Source organism: Pantoea sp. Tr-811 (assembly GCF_011752535.1).
Lineage (GTDB): Bacteria > Pseudomonadota > Gammaproteobacteria > Pseudomonadales > Pseudomonadaceae > Aquipseudomonas.
Genome location: NZ_VWXJ01000012.1, coordinates 150,110 through 167,541 on the forward strand (window position 1 = coordinate 150,110; position 17,432 = coordinate 167,541).

The following is a 17,432-nucleotide window of genomic DNA, read 5'->3' on the forward strand; positions in this document are numbered from 1 at the left end:
TGCTCCCCGGTCGAGAGCCATTTCACGCCCAGGAGGTATCCCCCATGTGTCGCCAGGGGGCCGATATAAGTCGTGCTGTATCAACGCCAGCGCCAGATACACTGCAATACAAAACCCCGCAGGCAAGTACGTGCACCCTCGGTACACTGCGCCCACTTCCCTTGCACAGGACCCTGCCCGATGGAACATGTCGATCACATCCTGATCGTCGACGACGACCGCGAAATCCGCGAGCTGGTCGGCAATTACCTGAAGAAGAACGGCCTGCGCACCAGCATCGTCGGCGACGGCCGGCAGATGCGCGCCTTCCTCGAAGCCAACAGCGTCGACCTGATCGTGCTCGACATCATGATGCCCGGTGACGACGGCCTGCTGCTGTGCCGGGAATTGCGCGCCGGCAAGCACCGCAACACACCGGTGCTGATGCTCACCGCGCGCAACGACGAAACCGACCGCATCATCGGCCTGGAGATGGGCGCCGACGACTACCTGACCAAGCCCTTCTCCGCCCGAGAATTGCTGGCACGCATCAACGCCGTGCTGCGCCGCACGCGCATGCTGCCGCCCAACCTGACCATCAGTGAAAGCAGCCGCCTGCTGGCTTTCGGCCAGTGGCGCCTGGACACCACCGCCCGCCACCTGCTCGACAGCGAAGGCACCCTGGTTGCCCTGAGCGGCGCCGAATACCGCCTGCTGCGGGTATTTCTCGACCACCCACAGCGGGTGCTCAGCCGCGAACAGCTGCTGAACCTGACCCAGGGTCGCGAGGCCGACATCTTCGACCGCTCCATCGACCTGCTGGTCAGCCGCCTGCGCCAGCGCCTGGGCGATGACGCGCGCGAACCCAGCTGCATCAAGACCGTGCGCAGCGAAGGCTATGTGTTCTCGCTGGCCGTGCAACTGCTTGAGTCGCCGTCATGAAAGGCCCACGCACCCTGGCCTCGCGCCTGGCGCTGATCTTCATCACCGGGCTGATCCTGGCCTATGGCCTGTCGTTCAGCCTGCAAGCCTACGAGCGCTACGTCAGCAGCCGCTCGATGATGCTCAGCCACCTGGAACAGGACGTTGCCACCTCGGTGGCGATCTTCGAACGCCTGCCCGCTGCCGAGCGCGCCAGCTGGCTGCCGCGCCTGGAACGCCACACCTACCGCTACCGCCTGGACCAGGGCCAGGCGGGCACCTCGATGGCCAGCGACGACCCGCCCATGGCCGCCGAGTCGATCGTCAAGGCCATCGGCGGCAGCTATCACCTGCGTTTCCAGGACATCCCCGGGCCTGTGCCGCACTTTCAGGTTCACCTGCAGCTGACTGACGGCGCGCCGCTGACCATCGATGTCACCCCAGCGGCGGTACCGGTGGCAAGCTGGCTGCCACTGGTGCTGCTGATCCAACTGGGCGTGCTGCTGTTCTGCACCTGGCTGGCCGTGCGCCTGGCCATTGGCCCGCTGACCCGCCTGGTGCAGGCGGTGGACAACCTGGACCCAGACAAGCCCGGCGTGCTGCTGGATGAGAGCGGCCCGCGCGAGGTGCAGTACGCGGCGGTGGCTTTCAACGCCCTGCAGTCACGGATCGCCGCCTACCTGAAGGAGCGCATGCAACTGCTGGCGGCCATTTCCCACGACCTGCAAACCCCGATCACCCGCATGAAGCTGAGGGTCGAGGTGATGGACGAGGGCACCGAGAAGGAAAAGCTGTGGCACGACCTGGACGCCATGGAGCACCTGGTGCGCGAAGGCGTAGCCTATGCCCGCAGCATGGACATCAACACCGAACCGCCCTGCCGGGTACACCTTGACGCCTTCCTCGACAGCCTGGTGTTCGACTACCAGGACAGCGGCGCCCAGGTCGAGCGCAACGGCGACACCGGCAGCCTCCTGGAAACCCGCCCGCACGCCCTGCGCCGGGTATTGGTCAACCTGGTGGACAATGCCCTGAAGTTCGCTGGCAAGGCCCAGCTTGAGGTCAGCCGCGCCCACGGCAAAACCCTGATCCGCGTGCTCGACGACGGCCCGGGCATTCCAGCCGACGAGTTGGAACAGGTGCTCAAACCGTTCTACCGCGTGGAAAGCTCGCGCAACCGCAGCACCGGTGGCACCGGGCTCGGATTGGCCATTGCCCAGCAACTGACCCAGGCCATGGGCGGCCAGCTGACCCTGAGCAACCGCACCGGCGGCGGGCTGTGCGCCCAGGTCGAACTGCCCTGAACCGGGCTGCACCTACAAAACGATACACAACCCAGGCCACCCCGACACACTGCAGATACCCCGCCCCGCCACACTCCTGGCCACACGATGACCACCGGGCGTGCCAGCGCACGCCCCCATTCGCGCCGTTGCCGATAGGAGATCCCAACATGACCACACTGACCCGCACCTTCAACCACGTCGAGCGCCTGGGCAACTGGAGTGCCGACCTGCCCCTGCGGCTGTTCCTAGCCTGGGAGTTCTTCGAATCCGGGTGGGAAAAATTCAATGGCAGCAACTGGTTCGCCGACATCCAGGCGAATTTCCCGTTTCCCTTCGACGTGCTGTCCGCGGAACTGAACTGGCAGCTGTCGATGTGGGCGGAATTGCTGTTGCCCCTGCTACTGCTGCTGGGGCTGGGCACCCGGCTGGCGGCGGCAGGGTTGATGGTGGTAACCGTGGTGGCGATTGCCGCCGTGCACTGGCCCGCGCACTGGTCGAGCCTGGCGGAACTGGCCCAGGGCTATGCCATCACCAACCAGGGCTACGGCAACTTCAAGTTGCCGCTGATTTACCTGGTGGCACTGGTGCCCTTGCTGCTCAAGGGCGCCGGGCGCCTGAGCCTGGACCACTGGCTGGTGGCCCGCCTGCCACGCTGATCAGTCGTCCAGGGGCTTGGGCGGGGCGGCAGGCTTGGCCGGTTTGCCCGGCTTGCTGTCCTTGGGCTTGGGCTCTGGCGCTGCGGCCACCGGTTCCGGGGCGGTGACCGCTTTCTCGGTGGCCGGCAGCTCATCCACAGCCTTGAAAATCGCCTGCGGGTCGATCTTCTCGCCCGTCTCGTCGTCCTTGAGCACGTGACGTTCACCGTCCTTGCCCACCAGGATCACCTTGGTGCCCTTGCTGGCACCGAGCTTCAGCTCACGGATCAAGGCCATGGTGGTCTGTTGTTCGAGGTTCTTGTCCTCGCGCTTGCCCATCATGTTGGCCACGCTGAACAGTATCAGGCTGCGCTCCTTGAACCCCGCCTGGGTGGCCGGGTCCTTCAACGCATCGTTAAGCCCACGCAAGGTCGGGTCGGCGCTGCTGGGGGCGATCACCACCAAGGGCCTGGCCTTGCCCAGCTCCTTGGCCAGTGGCGCATCACTGTCTGCCGCGTACGACGTTCCTGTGGCTGCGAGCAAGATGGCGAGGGTCAATGACCGGACGAGCATGCGTATCTCCTTATCCTCTCGATATAACAAAGACTGCAGATCATTGAGAAAGATCCGACACGCGAGCCTAATCCAGCAAGGCCTGGGATGCTCGTAATAGAAGGTAACTTGCCATTACCGCGCCCCCCGCGCCCTGCTGCGTAACCTGCGTCTTCATTTACGCAGAGCATAGTTCAAAGTTGCCGTGTCAGAGTCGGCCCTGCCCCATTCAGGAAGCGCCGCCGCGTGGCGGCAAAAGCGGCACCATGTGCCCCAGCGCTTCACGGGTCAGCTCGAGCATCAATTCGTGCCGGGCCACCTGTTGGTCCACATGAATGGTACTGGCCAGCACCTCATGCTCGGCAGAAGAGGTATTCCCCAACGCTTGCAGGCGCTGCTGGAACGGCTCGTCCGTGGCCAGGAAGCGCTCGGGGTAGGTACGCTGCAGGTAGGCTTGCCAGAACGTGCGGTCCACCGCCGAGGCCGCCAGCTGCGCCGGGCTCTCTGCGGCCAGTACCCGGCGGTACGCCTGGTCGAGCATCGCCTCGCTGACCCCGGCAACGCCCGGGTAGCTCATGCCAGCGATTTCGATCGGCAACACCAGGCGCTCGCGCAAACCCACCCGGTAGGCCAGGCCCACCTCGCTCTGGTCAGGGTCACCACCACGGCTGAGGATGTCCTGCACGGCAATGCGGTCTACCTCATCCAGCCGCCACAGCTGCCTGGCCAGGCGCAACAGCTGCGCCCGCGTGTACACCGTGGCGCCCTGGCTGGCGTGCCATACCAGCAGCTCCACCTCCAGGTTGGCAAAGCACCAGGTTGCGCCGTCGCGGCAACCCCACTCATCGTTGGCCACCTCCACCAAGGCCTGGCACAGCGCTGGGTTGACCGCCATCTCGTCCAGTACCTTGTACACCCGCTGCGCGAGGTTCGCGGGGTGGCGCACGAAATCCGCACTGCGCAGCAGCTGGCGCAACACCCGGAACAACGGCTCGGTACCGGGGTAGCTGCGCACCTTGTCCCAGGACGACACCAGCAACCCGCGCTGGGTCACCAACACCTCCCCTGCCCACCGCTCACGCGGCTCGACCTCTTCGAGCAGTTGCTCCTCACGTTCGCGCAAGGGCAGCCGGCCCTCCACCTCCCGGGCTGCGGCGGCAAGCGAGCGGCTGACCCGCAACTGCAGCTGCGCGTTCAAGGTGCGCACCTCCAGGCGCAGGGCCCGGCGCAGGGTGGCGGGGCTAGTGAAAAAGGCATCGGGAATTTCGCCGATGGCGTTGTTGCGCAGGTCTGCCAGCACCAACTGGCGCCGCTCCAGCAGGCCGACCGGCAGGCGGCTGATGCCGGTGCTGTTCAGGTCGAGCACCCGCAAAGCGCGCATCTGCGCCACCGAGAAGCTGCGGCCCAAGGGGTTGTGCGACAGGTTGATGTGCTCCAGGTTCCAGCAGTTGGCCAGGCCTGCGCTCTGCTCGGCATTGAGCGCCAGGCGATTGTTGGCCAGTACCAGCCCGCGTAATTGCTGCATCTGCAGCAGCCCCTCGGGCAGGCGCACCAGGCGGCTGCCGGTGAGGTCCAGCCAGATCAGGTTGGGAAAGGCACGTAGGAAGGACGACGGCACACTGTCCAGGCGCATGTCCGGCATGGCCAGCTCGCTGATGTGGGCAAAGCTGACATTGGCAGGGAACGGCGGTAACGCCTTCGGCCGGATGCCGTACACCGTCAGGCGCAGGTTGGTGATCGGCCGGGCCCCCTCCGGTCCCACCGCGCCCACCCGGCGCCAGGCTTCGGTCAAATGATCGACCATGTGCTCGCGGTCGCGCCTGAGCAGTTCGTCGTCTGCTTCGGCCAGCCAGGCACGCAGGGTTTTCCTGAGGTCGGTGTACTCGCGGTCCAGGCGGTCGAGCTCCGTGCGCACGTCCCGGCCGGACGCCGCAACCTGGGTGATCCAGGCATCGACCTGCTCATCGGTGAAGTCGGGGTAGATCAGCCGTACCCAGCTCAACAGCGCCCGGGGCCGCATGCCCAATCCGCCGCGCGTGCCGCGCCCGCTCAACGGGTAACCGACCCGGCCGTCGCTCAAGCGCTGGGGCGGGATGAACCAGGCTTCACGCAGGCCCAGGCTCTGCTCCAGCGCCTGGCGATGCTCGGTGGCCAGCGCCAGCAACCTGCTGCGCAGGCTCGCGGCGAACGGCTCGGTCACGCCCATGGCCCGCAAGGCTGCAGCGCCGTGGGCCTGGGCCAGCGCCTGGAACAAACCCTGGCGCTCCACGATCACGGCCCCGTCGGCATCGGTGACCAGAAACAGGCCACTGCTGTGCACCAGGTCGAGTGTGCGGCTACCCGCTGCAGTGCTGAACAGTGCCGCTTCGCTGCGATAGCGATCGAACAGGCGCCAGCCCACCCTCTGAACGCCGCCCGGCAGGTGCTTGAGCAAACCCAGTACCACCCTGGCCAGGTCGAGGCCTTGCGGTGCATCGAACTGCAGCGCCTCGTACACCCGGGCCACCCGCGTGCGCTGGGTGCTCAACCGTGCGGCCTGGCCAAGGCGCAGGCTGACCCTGCCCGTGGCGCGCAACTGCTCAAGGTCTGCGGCGGGCGCCTCGCGCAGCAACCGCTGCGCCGAGGTTCGGTTCAAGCTGGGGAACAGCCGCCGCAGCAACGCCACATCGGCACTGTCGCTGTCCTGGCTGGCCTCGTAGCAGGCGTGCAGCAGTGCTGGGCGCTGTTGCTCCAGCTGCCGGGCCAATGCCGGGCCTTCCAGGCCTGCTGCCGAGGGTAGACGCCGGGCATGTTGCAGCACTGTGCTGTCGGCAACCGCCTCGTCCCTGTGCAAGCCCTCGATCAGTGCAGCAATGCGTAGGTCCAGCCGCGCCCGTTGCACGCTGTCGACCAGCTCGGCCTCGGGCGCCTGGCCCAGCACCAGCAGGGCACGCAATTGTTCGCTGCCCATGGCATGGGCCGTGAGCACCTGGTCGATGCGGGTATCGTCCAGCTGCGCGAACGAGGCCCCCAAACCACGCAGCAGCTGACGGCTGTCGTCCCACTCAAGGGGTTGCGCGCTCCACACTCGCCAGGCCCCGGCGCCGTCGCCCAACAGCCGCGGCGCATGGCCGTCACGTGCACGCAATTGCCAATGGCCAGGCTCCAGCGCTGGCTCTACCGGGTAGCCGTGCCCGTCCATTTCCACCCAGCGTTGCTCGCCCAGGCGGCGAGTGCCATTGCCCTCGGCAGATGCAGCGGCGGGCAGGTTGCCTTGGTAAGGGCGCAGGTCCTGGTTCCAGAGTTTATGGCTGCCGTCCTGCAAACGCGCCGGCACCAGTGCATCAACGAGCGGGCTGCGTGCCCACGCCGCACGTGCAACAGCCCCGCCACCGGCCAGGGTCGCCAGCAGCGCGGCATCTGCAGCCACATTCAGCAGGTGCTCGGCGGCCTCGCGTGTGTCGCCGTCGCGCCAGGCCTCGACACCTTGAAACACCTGCACGAGCATTTCCCAGGCCGTGACCGCCAGCAGCGCCAGGCCAAGCCCGGGGAGGAAAAAGCTCGCACCGGCGACCGAAGCCCAGCCGATTTGCGCCAGAAACCGCGCCTGCGCCTGCTGCTCGGCACGGTCGATGGCAGCAACTGGCGCCGCGATCATCGCAGCGTCATCCTTGATCTGTTCGATACGCCCTTGGGCCAGGCTGGCAAACAGCTCGCCCGGGTAGTCCTGCATGGCCTCGTCCAGCTCGCGGGTGGCCCAGGCCGGCAGGTCGCTGTAATGGGCAAGCACCTGGGTAAAGAACGCTGGGCTGTCACGCCGCTTCACGAAGCGGCGGAAGAATGCTTGGTAGCTGCTGACGCGCAGGCGTTTGTCCAGCACGTGGCGGGCAAATGCCGCCAGGTTGTCGAACGCGCTCCAGGCCCCCAGCGGGTCGCCGGGGATATACACCAGCACGCGGCGGGAACGGTTGAACAAGGGGCTGAAGGTTTCGTCCTGCACATCGAGCACCACAATCTGCTGCAAGGTACAGCCCAGGGCCTTGAGTTGCCGGGCCACCACCTTGGCGCCCTCCAGCCTGCCCAGGGTACGCTGCTGGCACAGGCCGGCCACCAGTTGCAGCTCGGCTTCGCTCAGCACACCTTCGAATCTGGCCTTGCAGGCATCGACGAGCATGGCGTTGCGCAGCAGACCCTGCAGCGGCTCCCTCAGCCCCTGCCCGCTGGCCGGCTGCAGCACGGCATCCAGGTGCTGCTGATAACGCTGGCCCAGGTCCAGCTCACGGCACAGGGCGGCGAACTGCAAGGCGGCTGGCGACTTCACGACACGGCCCTGCTCGTCCACCACGCCATTGCCCGGCGGTTGGCCACCCAGGGTGGTTTCAGCCAGGGTGAAGTTCAGCAAGGCCGCGTCCACCAGCGGTACCAAGCGGTAGACATTGCCCATCACCGGGGTGCGGTTGGGGCCAAGGCTGGGCAACGGCCGCGTGGGCCGGCCCTGGCTGAAGCGCAAGGCATGGGTTGCCAACGGTGGCCTGAAGCGCTGGTCGAGTGCGGCTTGCAGCCGCGTGGCGGCGAAGCCGTGCAGGTCTTCGATGTGCCCCAGCAGGGCCGCCACCTGCTGGCGATAATGCAACGACTGGCGCAGGCCCTGCTCAAGCATGCCCCTGTGCGAGGCATCAGCCGCGCTGAGCCACGGCGGCAGGCGTTCGGCGATGAAGCGGTCCTGGAAGGCGCGCTCGATGGCGAGCACGCTTTCCTGCTCATGGGTTCGGGTGGGCATCGGTGGGTACTCCGGGGGTGGGAGCCCGACACCCTAAGGGGCGTGGCCTGCGGCGGTTCAGTAGATAGCTAACACCCCGGCTACACCAGCGTGCCTGGCCCTGACGACTGTCCAGCCGCTTCACGCACCAGGGGCAATGTCAGTTCGCCCATCAGGTTGCGCCTGGCCTGCTCGCGCTCGTCGCGAATGTTGTTCATGCGCTGGGCATAGTCGGCTTCATGGCTGTCCTCCACCTCATGGGTCAAGGCTTCGAGGCGTTCGTGAAACGGCCCGTCGAGCGCGTCGAATCGTTCGCGGTTGGCGGCCAGCAAATGCTCTTGCCAGAACGTGCGGGTGACCAGCGAATCGGCCAGGGTTTGCGCCGTTTCGTCGGCAAGTAGACTGCGCCGCGCCTGAGCGATGCGCCGCTCGTCTACACCTGCGACCGTCGCGAACAGCATGTCGCCAGGTTGCGCCGGCAAATCGAACTCATCGCGCAGGGCGAGCCGGTAGGCAAGCCCGACTTCAACCTGGTCGGGGTCGCCCCCGCCTGCCCGGCGTGCCTGGATATCCGCCACCACCACCTGGTCGAGACGGTCCAGGCGCCACAACTGGCGCCCCAGGCGCAGCAAGGCCGCCTGGCTGTCACCGCGCTGGGCATCGACCCGAGCGCGCCACACCAGCATGTGCAGCTCCAGGTTGCTGAAGCACAAGGCCGCACCGTCCTGGCAGTGCAGGGTTTCGGTTGCCTGGCTGAGCAATTCCTCGGCAAGGCTCGGGTGCTGGACCATCGCGTCCATCATGGCGAACACCCGGTTGCCCAAGGCTTGTGGGCGCTGCTGGAATTCCGCCGACGCCTGCAACAACTGCAGCATGTTGAAGAAATCACCGCTGCCGCGCATGGCGTCCACCTCATCCCAGCTGGCCGACTGTTGGCCACGCTCTGAGTTGGCGGCGGCATCCAGCCACAGCGACCGCGACGCGCTGAAGCCCTCGTCAGGGACCGTAGCCAACTCGGGGATGGCATTGGCCTGCATGAATATCTGCAGCCGCTCGGCTTCCTGCGGGGCCAAGGGGTTGTTTTCCAGCATCACCGAGCTGCTGATCCAGATCGGCGAGCGGTAGAAATGCCGAGGCAGCTGGCTGATCTGGTTGTCACGCAGGTCGGCCACCAGCAGTTCCAGGCGGTCCAGCAAGCCGGCAGGAAAGCTGTCGATGCCAGTGCCGCGCAGGTGCAGGCGGCGTAGCCGGTCCAGGCGGTACAGGGGGAACACTCGCCCCAAGGGGTTGTGCGAGAGGTTGATGTATTCCAGGTGCTCGCAGTTCCCCAGCATCGTGGCCTGCTCGGCATCGAGCACCACGGCGTTGCGGTACAGGTCCAGGCGCGTCAGTCGCGGCATCTGCATCAGCCCAGGGGGCAGGCGGGTCAGGTGATTGTTGTAAAGCTCCAGGGTTTCCAGGTTGGGGAAAGCGCTAAGGAAGTCGGCCGGCAGGCCGGTCAGGTTCATGTCCAGCAGCGACAGTTCGCGCACATGGGCGAAGCTGACCTGGGCCGGCAAGCTGGGCAGGCTGCCCAGGTCTACCGCCCATACGCTCAGGCGATACCCATCGGGCAGGTCGGGATGCAGCGCGCCGCTGCTCGCGCGGCGTTGCCAGCAGTTGGTCAGGGTTTGGCGAAAATAGCGCCGCTCGGCGCGTTGCGCGTCGTTGCTGCTGCGCCGGACCCAGCCGTGCAATTGCGTGTCGAGGGCTTCGAGTTCCCGCGACAGGCGGGCAACGGTACTCTCCACCGAGCACCCCGAGTCGTGCACATCATTCACCCACGCCATGACCTGGGCATCATTGAAGCCTGGGTAGAGCATGCGCACCACGGCAAACAGCCCTGCCGGCCGGCCGCGCCGGGCACCGCGGCCGCTGAGCGGATAACCAATACGGCCATCACCCAGGCGCTGTGGCGCCTGCCACCAGCCGGTGGTCGGCGTGTGCAGGGCAAGCAATTGCTCCACCTCGCCGCGGCGCTGCGCCACGCACTGCTGCAGCCATTGGCGTAACCCAGGGCCTATGGCACGGGCAATGCCCAGGCGTTCGCGGCGGGTTTCATCCAGCGCCTGGGCCAGCACCTCGAACAACTCGCCGGGTTCACCCAAGGTACTGCCTTGACGGTCATGCAACTGGAACCTGCCACCCAGGTGCACCAGGTCGAACGCCTCGGCACTTTCTGCCCCACCATGGCTGGCCAGCACCAGCCCCTGCAACGACCCTTCCAGCAAGCGCCAGCGGCGGCCCTCGGCCCAGCCGGGTTGCTGGTTGCCCAGGGCCAGCACCAGGCGCGCCAGGTCGGCCTGCTGCGGGGCCTGCACGACGATGCCCTCCACTGCCCGCGCCACCCGTATGCGCCGCACCATCCGGCGCGCTGCTTCGCCCAGGCGCAATGGCACTCTGCCGGTTTCCAGCAGGCGGCGGTCGGCAGCGCTGGCCGAGGCCAGCAGTTCGGCGGCGCCCGGGCCGTGCAGGCTTGGAAACTGCCGGCGCAAGGTGGCCGCGGCTGGCGTATCGGGCAATTGCAGCGCGTCATAGCTCAATTGGAACAGCTGCGGGCGCTGCACCCGGATGTATTCGGCCAGCGAACGCGGGGGCAACCCTGCGGTGCCCTGCAGCGGCTGAGCCCAGTGCTGCAGCAACGTGTCGGTTACCGGCAGGTCGTCGTCCAGCGCCGCGATCACCTGGTCGATGCGCTGATCGAGCAGGGCGCGGGCGACGCTGTCGCTCAGTTCGGCGCCGGGTGCGCGCAAGTTCACATGCAGTGCACGCAGGTGATCCGCATCCAGCCCCAGCGTTAGCAGCACCTGGCCGACGCGCTCGGGTTGCAGTTGTGCAAAGGCCATACCCAGGCGGTAGAACAAGCCCTGTGTGTTCGGCCAGGTGGCCGGCTGTTCGTACCACAGGCGCCAGGCACCGGCGCCGTTGTGGCACAGCTGCGGTGCATGGCCCTGGTGGGCACGCAACTGCCACCGGCCATCGCGGACGCGCTGGGTGACCGGGTAATGCTCACCGTCCATGGCTACCCAGGCGCGGTCGCCATCACGCAGCATGCCCTCCCCGTCCAACTGCGCGGTGGCCGAAGGCGCCTGCCGATAGCCTTCCAGGAGCTGCGTACTGGACAGCCGCACGGTGCCGTCTTCCAAATAGGCCGGCACCAGGCTGTCGACCCACGGCGACCGCGTCCAGCGCCCGCGCGCCAGCGTTACCCCGGCGGCCGTGACGGCCATCAGGGCCAGGTCGCTGGCAACGTTGAGCAGGTGCTCCAGCGCTTCGCTGCTGTCTCCTTCGCGCCACGCTTTCGCCCCGTGATACACCTCCCCCAGCAGCTCGACCGCCGACACCGTCAACAACGCTACGCCCAACAGCGGCACGAAGAACCCGGCGACGTTGAGCAGCCCCCAGCCCTCGGCAGCCAGGCGCTGGTCGTGCAGCCGCTGCACCTCACGGTCCACGCTGGCGGTTGGCACGGCAAGCATGGCCGCGTCATCCTTGATCTGTTCGATGCGGGCCTCGGCCAGCCGGGTGAACAAGGGCTGTGCGTAGTCACTCATATGCTCGTCGAGGGCGATGTTGGCAAGGTCCGAAACGCCGGCATAACCGCCCTGCACGGCGGCGAAGAAGGCCTGGCTATCGCGCCGCCGGATGAAGCGGCTGAAAAAGCGCTGGTAACTTGGGGTACGCAGCCGCTTGCCCAACGCATTGGCAAAGTGGCGCAGGTCCGGGTAGGCATGCCAGGCGCCCTGGGCATCGCCTGGGATGTACACCAGCACCCCCGCGCTGGTGGTGCGCAGCACGCCCTGCTTCTGCACATCCAGCACGACGACCTGCTGCAGTTCCACGCCGAGCAGCTTCAGCCGCCTGGCGATCACGGGGCGGTTACCCAGCTGCAGTGGCTGATGCAGCTGGCACAGGCGCGAGATCATCTGCAGTTCGCTATCGTTCAGCACGCCCTTGAGCCCGGCCACATGAGCATCGGCCAACATGCTGTAGCGATAGGCGCGGGCCATCAACGAGGCGGGGTTGGCGCTGTCGTCCGGCGGGCCTTCGGCGGGCCGAAGATGATCGTCCAGGTGGCGTTGGTAGGCAGCGCCCAGGTCCAGCGTGCGGCACAGGGTAGCGAAATGCGCGGCCGTCAGCGGTTTGGCCAGTGGCACCCGCGCGTTCATCAGGCGGTTGCCCTTGGGTTGGCCGCCATCCAGGGTTTCAGCTTCGGTGAAATTGCGCAGTGCCGCTTCCAGCAGCGGGACTTGCCGGTAGACCACTTCCGTCAGGTGTGCCCCCACCGGCTGGCTGTTGATCAGCGGCTGGCGCTGCCCGGCCAGCAACGCCCAGTGCTGGCTGTCGAACGGCTCACCTTGTTGCTCGGTCAGGGCCTGGTCCAGCCTGGCCCTTGAAAACCGGTCGAGCCCCTGAATGCCTGCCAGTTGCGCGTTGACCCTTTCGCGAAAATACTGGCTCAGCTTCAGCGCATCGACCAAGGCTGAGAGCTGCCCAGGGTTGGCCGCGCGCAACCAGGCGGGCAGGCGGTTTTCGATTAGTTGGTCCTGAAAGGCTTGTTCAAGGGTGGGTAGGTCGGTGGGTTGCAGTGCTACGGGGAGGAAGGTGCGCATGCGGCGTCTCCACTGAGTAAGGGAAGCCGCCAGCTTAGAAACAGCCCTGGGCGGGTGGAGGCTAGATAGCTAACACCCACCCAGGGGGCAAGCCTCAGCGCACCATCACCTGGGTTTGCTCGGCGTTGATCGACAGCGCATCGAGGGTCATCTGCACCATCAATGCATGCTCGGCCAACTGGCGCTCACCCGCGACCCGGTTGATCTGCGCCAGCCGCTCGTCCTCGGGCAATTGCTGATCTTCCTGCAGCGCTTCCAGGCGCTCATGGAACGGCCCGTTCAGCGCCTCGAAGCGCCCCGGCTGGGTGTGGCTCAGGTAGTTTCGCCAGAAGTCACGCTGCACCAATGCCTGGGCCAAGCGTTCATCCGTTTCAGCGTCGAGCACCTGCGCCCGCGCCTGGGCCGCACGGGAAGCGGTCACCCCGGAAACGCCGCGATACAGCATCGCCTGGGTGTGCAGCGGCAGGTCGAGGTCGGTGCGCAGGGCAACCCGGTAGGCCAGCATCACTTCGATCTGGTCCGGGTCGCCACCGGCCTCTGTACGCCTCTGGATGTCCTGCAGGGCAATACGGTCGACCTCATCCAGCCGCCACAACTGGCGCCCCAGGCGTAGCAAGGCCTGCTCGCGGCGGCCGGGGGTAGCCCCCTGCTCGGCGCGCCACACCCGCACCTGCAGCTCCAGGTCGCCGAAGCGCAGCGCCACGCTGTCCTGGCAGGTCAGCTGATGGGCGCTGTCGAACAGCGAGCGGCGCAGCGCGGTGTCTTCATGCATGGCCTGGAGCATGTCGAACACTCGCCTGGCCAGCGCCATGGCCCCCCGCGGCTGGCGAAACTCCGCCGTATTGCGCAGCCCGCCGATGAGGTCGAAGAAGGCCTCGGAGCCGGGTTCACCCTCCAGTTCATCCCAATAGGCGCCAAGCTCGACGCGCCCGTGCAGGCCGATCATGTCCATCCAGCGCAACCGTTCGGGCACGCCAGCCGCGCTGCTGCCAGCCTCGGGATGGTAGACCAGTAGCGCCGTTCGCAACAGCTGGGCCTCTTCCGGGGTCAGGGGGTTGCCGCGCAGTTGCACATGCCCCTCGACCCACAGACGCGATGCGTAAAAATCAGCCGGCACTGCGGTGATCAGGTTGTTGCGCACATCCAGCCTGCGCAACGCGGTATGTTCCGTCACCCCGTGGGGAAACCCGTCGAGCTCGCAGTTGGCCAGGTGCAGGTCCTGCAGGCGCGGCAGCGCGCTGACGGAAAAACCCCGGCCCAGCGGGTTGAACGCCAGGTTCAAGTAGGTGAGGTTTTCACAGCTGGCGAGTATGGTCGATTGGCTGGCGTCCAGGTTGATCAGGTTGTTGGCCAGGTCCAGGCACTCCAGGTGCTGCATCTGCATCAGCGGCTGAGGGATGCGCGTCAGTCGATTGTCCGGCATTTCCAGAATCCGCACATTGGAAAACGCACGCAGGAAGCTGTCGGGAATGGTATCGATGCCGGTACTGCGCAGTGACATCACGAACACATGGTCGAAATTCACGTTGGTTGGCAACTCCGGCAGCGCACCTGGGCGGGCCCCGTAGAGGCTCCAGCGGTAATCGGCATTGAACACCGAGGCATGGGTAGTGCCATCGGTACGGCGCTGCCAGCAGCTGCGCATGGCCTCGCGGAAAAAGCGCCGGCTCTCGCGTTCGGCGTCGTCACTGGCACGGCGCACCCAATCGTTGAGCCGGTCGTTCAACGCCTGGAACTGGCGCTCCAGGCGTGCCAGTTCCTGGGCGACGCTCTGCCCCGAGCCACTGGTGTGCTCCAGCCACGTCAGCATCTGATCATCGGTGAAGCTCGGGTACAGGTCGCGCAGCCGCGCCAATGCCGAGCGTGGCAGCAGCCTGCCCCAGGCGCGGCCTGGGCCCCTGCCGCTGAGCGGATAGCCCAGCCGGCCATCGGCCAGGCGCAGCGGTGGGCGCAGCAGGCCGCTGCTCACGGCGGGGTGCAGCAGTTGCTCCACTTCGGCGGGGCGCGCCTGCACCTCACGGGCAATGGCTGCCCGCAGGCTGGCGGCGAACGGCGTGCCCAGGTTCATGGCCGCGCGCTGCTGGGCGTCATAAGCCTGACTCAAAACGTCGAACAGTTCACCCGGTGCGCCAACGGCCTGGCCGTGCGCGTCCATCAGCTGGTAGGCGTACTGCACGTGCACCAGGTCGAATGGAACGCCATCGCCCGTCGTCGAGGCCAACAGCGGCCCATGCAGGCTGCCATCAAATACACGCAAGGCGGGCGCCCCGGCAGGCTCACTCAGGTGCTCAAGCATGCCTAGCACCAGGCGCGCGTGGTCGGCGTTTTGCGGAACGTCAAGGTAGAAGGCCTCACGGGCACGCACAATGCGGGTACGCTGCACACTGGCCCTGGCAGCCTCGGACAGGCGCAGCGACACCCGGCCATCGTCCACCAGCCGTTGCCGGTCGGTTGCACTGGCAGCCTCCAGCACGGCCTGGGCCCCCAACCGGTGCAGGCCGGGGAACACCCGGCGCAAGGCCGCGGTGCCCGGTGTATCAGTGTCCTGAACTATCTCGTAAAGACGTTGGAACAATAGCCGCCGTTGCAGCAGTACCTGCTCGGCCATCTGCTCACCTGCTAGCGTCGATGCCCCCGGCAAACGCCGGGCATAGGCCAATACCGTGGGGTCATTACCCGCCTCGCCCCGCCTCAGCCGGCCGGCCAGCTGTTCGATACGGCTCATCAGGCGCACCCGCAGCAGGCTGTCGAGCAGGCCGGCATCAGGCGCCCGGCCATACACGTGCAAGGCCCGCAGTTGGTCGGCTGCCAGGTCGTGAGCCTGCATCAGCTGGTCGATGCGCCCGTCGTCCAGCTCGGCAAACTGCCCACCCAGCCGGCGGAACATGCGCCGGGGGTCGTCCCACTCGGCCGGCTGCTCGCTCCATACCCGCCAGGCTCCAGCCCCATTGTGGCGCAGCAACGGCCCGTGGCCGGCCAGCGGGTTCAGTTGCCATTGCCGGTCACTGCGTTGCCTGACGGGGTAGTAATGCCCGTCCATCTCGACCCAGGCCTGCTCGCCCAGGCGGTGAACACCCAGCGCATCGCGGCGGGCTTCCTGGGGTGGCTGGGGCACGCGAAAGGGTGTGATGTCACCATCCCACAGCTGCTCACCGCCCTGCTCCAGGCGCGCCGGCACCAGGCTGTCCACTGCCCATGCGCGGGCCCAGGCACGTTGCGCGACCACCAGGCCTGTGGCGGTGGCGGCAATGATCGCGGTGTCCTTGGCGACATTGCCCAGATGCGCCAGCGCCTCTCGGCTGGCGCCCTCATGCCAGGCGTCCAGTGCGCGGAAGGTCTCCTTGAGCAACTGCCATGCCGTCACCGCCAGCAAAAGGGTGCCCAGCGCCGGCACGAACAGGCTGGCCATGCCCAGCAACGCCCAGCCCTCGGCTTCCAGGCGCTGCTCATGCAGGGCCTGCACGGCACGGTCGAGGCTGGCCACGGGCATGATGAGGGTCGCGCCGTCGTCTTTTATCTGCGCAATGCGCGCCGCCGCCAGGTGCTCGAACAAGGGTTCAGGGTAGTCACGCAGGGTTTCGCCCAGGTCGATGTTGGCCCAGATGGGCAGGTCGTGATAACCGGCGATCACCTGGGAGAAGAAGGCCTGGCTGTCACGCCTGCGCACGAAGCGGCTGAAAAAGCGCTGGTAGGCGGGCTCTCGCAGGCGCTGGCCAAGGATGCTGCGCACAAAGCGCAGCACATTGTCGAACGCATGCCAGGGCCCCAGCGGGTCGCCCGGGATGTACACCAGCACGCGCCGGGATGAGGTATACACCGGGGCAAAGGCCTCGTCGCGAACGTCCAGCACCACGATTTGCTGCAGCTCGCACCCCAACAGGTGCAACTGCCGGGGCACCACGCGGTCCCCTTCAAGGTGCCCTGGCCGGCCATCGTGGCACAGGTCGATCACCACTTGCAGCTCCGCCTCGCTCAGCACCTGCTCATGCCGCGCCTTGAACGCATCCACCAGCATGCTGCTGCGTGCAAGGTTACCCAGCAACGCCTTGACCCTGCCTGGCGCCGCAGCCGGCTGCAGCACCTGGGCCAGGTGCTGCTGGTAGCGCTGGCCCAGGTCCAGTTCGCGGCACAATCCGGCGAACGCCCTGGCCTCGATGCCCGGCACCTTGGCACCCTGTGCGTCGCGCAAGCCGGCATGCACCGGCAGGCCACCCACTTCGGCCTGGGCACGGGTGAAATTGCGCAGCGTGGCTTCCAGCAGCGGCACCTGGTAGTAGACGTCCTCGGTCAACGGCACGCGGATCGGCGCGTAGGTGGCCAACGGTTTTTGGTAAGCGTCACGAAACCACAATTGCGTGAGCGGTTGCCTGACCTTGAAACGCTCGGCCAGCACTGGTTGCAGCCTTTGCTCGACAAAGCGTTCGAGCGGTTCAATACCTGCCAGTTCGGCTTGCAGGCGTTGCCGGGCATCGATGCTCTGCTGCAAGGCAGCATTGAGCACATCAATGCGCGCCGGGCGCCAGGCATGGACCCAGGGTGGCAGGCGCTGGGCCAGCAGGTGGTCCTGGTAAGCTTGTTCCAGGGCGCGGCTGCCCGCGTTGCTGATCGGTGAATCGGGTTGCGCTTGCATGGTTACTGCCTCGGCTCAGCCAAAAGCGCGAAGCTAGGC

Annotated in this window: 7 protein-coding genes; 3 read left to right on the top strand and 4 right to left on the bottom strand. The window is 66.7% G+C overall.

Features of this window, described 5'->3' with window-relative positions; genetic code table 11:
- The first annotated feature begins 180 nt into the window (after window positions 1-180).
- The 3 genes from F3J44_RS18980 to F3J44_RS18990 all read left to right on the top strand — a co-directional run bounded on the left by F3J44_RS18980 (window position 181) and on the right by F3J44_RS18990 (window position 2,842).
- Window positions 181-921 (top strand): response regulator, encoded by a 741-nt coding sequence (locus F3J44_RS18980; protein WP_167056161.1) that lies wholly within the window; start codon window positions 181-183, stop codon window positions 919-921.
- Window positions 918-2,204, top strand: coding sequence for a HAMP domain-containing sensor histidine kinase (locus tag F3J44_RS18985; protein ID WP_167275016.1), 1,287 nt, complete (start codon window positions 918-920; stop codon window positions 2,202-2,204). Before F3J44_RS18980 ends, F3J44_RS18985 begins: the two co-directional genes overlap by 4 nt.
- Window positions 2,205-2,353: 149 nt before the next feature.
- Complete coding sequence (locus F3J44_RS18990) at window positions 2,354-2,842, top strand: DoxX family protein (protein ID WP_167275019.1); 489 nt, start codon at window positions 2,354-2,356, stop codon at window positions 2,840-2,842.
- Here F3J44_RS18990 and F3J44_RS18995 read toward each other — a convergent pair whose 3' ends face one another.
- The 4 genes from F3J44_RS18995 to F3J44_RS19010 form a co-directional block, all read right to left on the bottom strand.
- Complete coding sequence (locus F3J44_RS18995) at window positions 2,843-3,394, bottom strand: DUF4174 domain-containing protein (RefSeq protein ID WP_167056170.1); 552 nt, start codon at window positions 3,392-3,394, stop codon at window positions 2,843-2,845.
- 208 nt (window positions 3,395-3,602) lie between these two features.
- The gene (locus F3J44_RS19000) at window positions 3,603-8,132 is read right to left on the bottom strand and encodes an NEL-type E3 ubiquitin ligase domain-containing protein (RefSeq protein ID WP_167275022.1); all 4,530 of its coding nucleotides are present in this window, start codon (window positions 8,130-8,132) and stop codon (window positions 3,603-3,605) included.
- 80 nt (window positions 8,133-8,212) lie between these two features.
- Window positions 8,213-12,763, bottom strand: a complete 4,551-nt coding sequence (locus F3J44_RS19005) for an NEL-type E3 ubiquitin ligase domain-containing protein (RefSeq protein WP_167275025.1) — start codon at window positions 12,761-12,763, stop codon at window positions 8,213-8,215.
- A 94-nt stretch (window positions 12,764-12,857) separates the two neighbouring features.
- Window positions 12,858-17,393: an NEL-type E3 ubiquitin ligase domain-containing protein gene (locus tag F3J44_RS19010; RefSeq protein ID WP_167275027.1), complete on the bottom strand. Its 4,536-nt coding sequence runs from the start codon at window positions 17,391-17,393 to the stop codon at window positions 12,858-12,860.
- Window positions 17,394-17,432 lie beyond the last annotated feature (39 nt).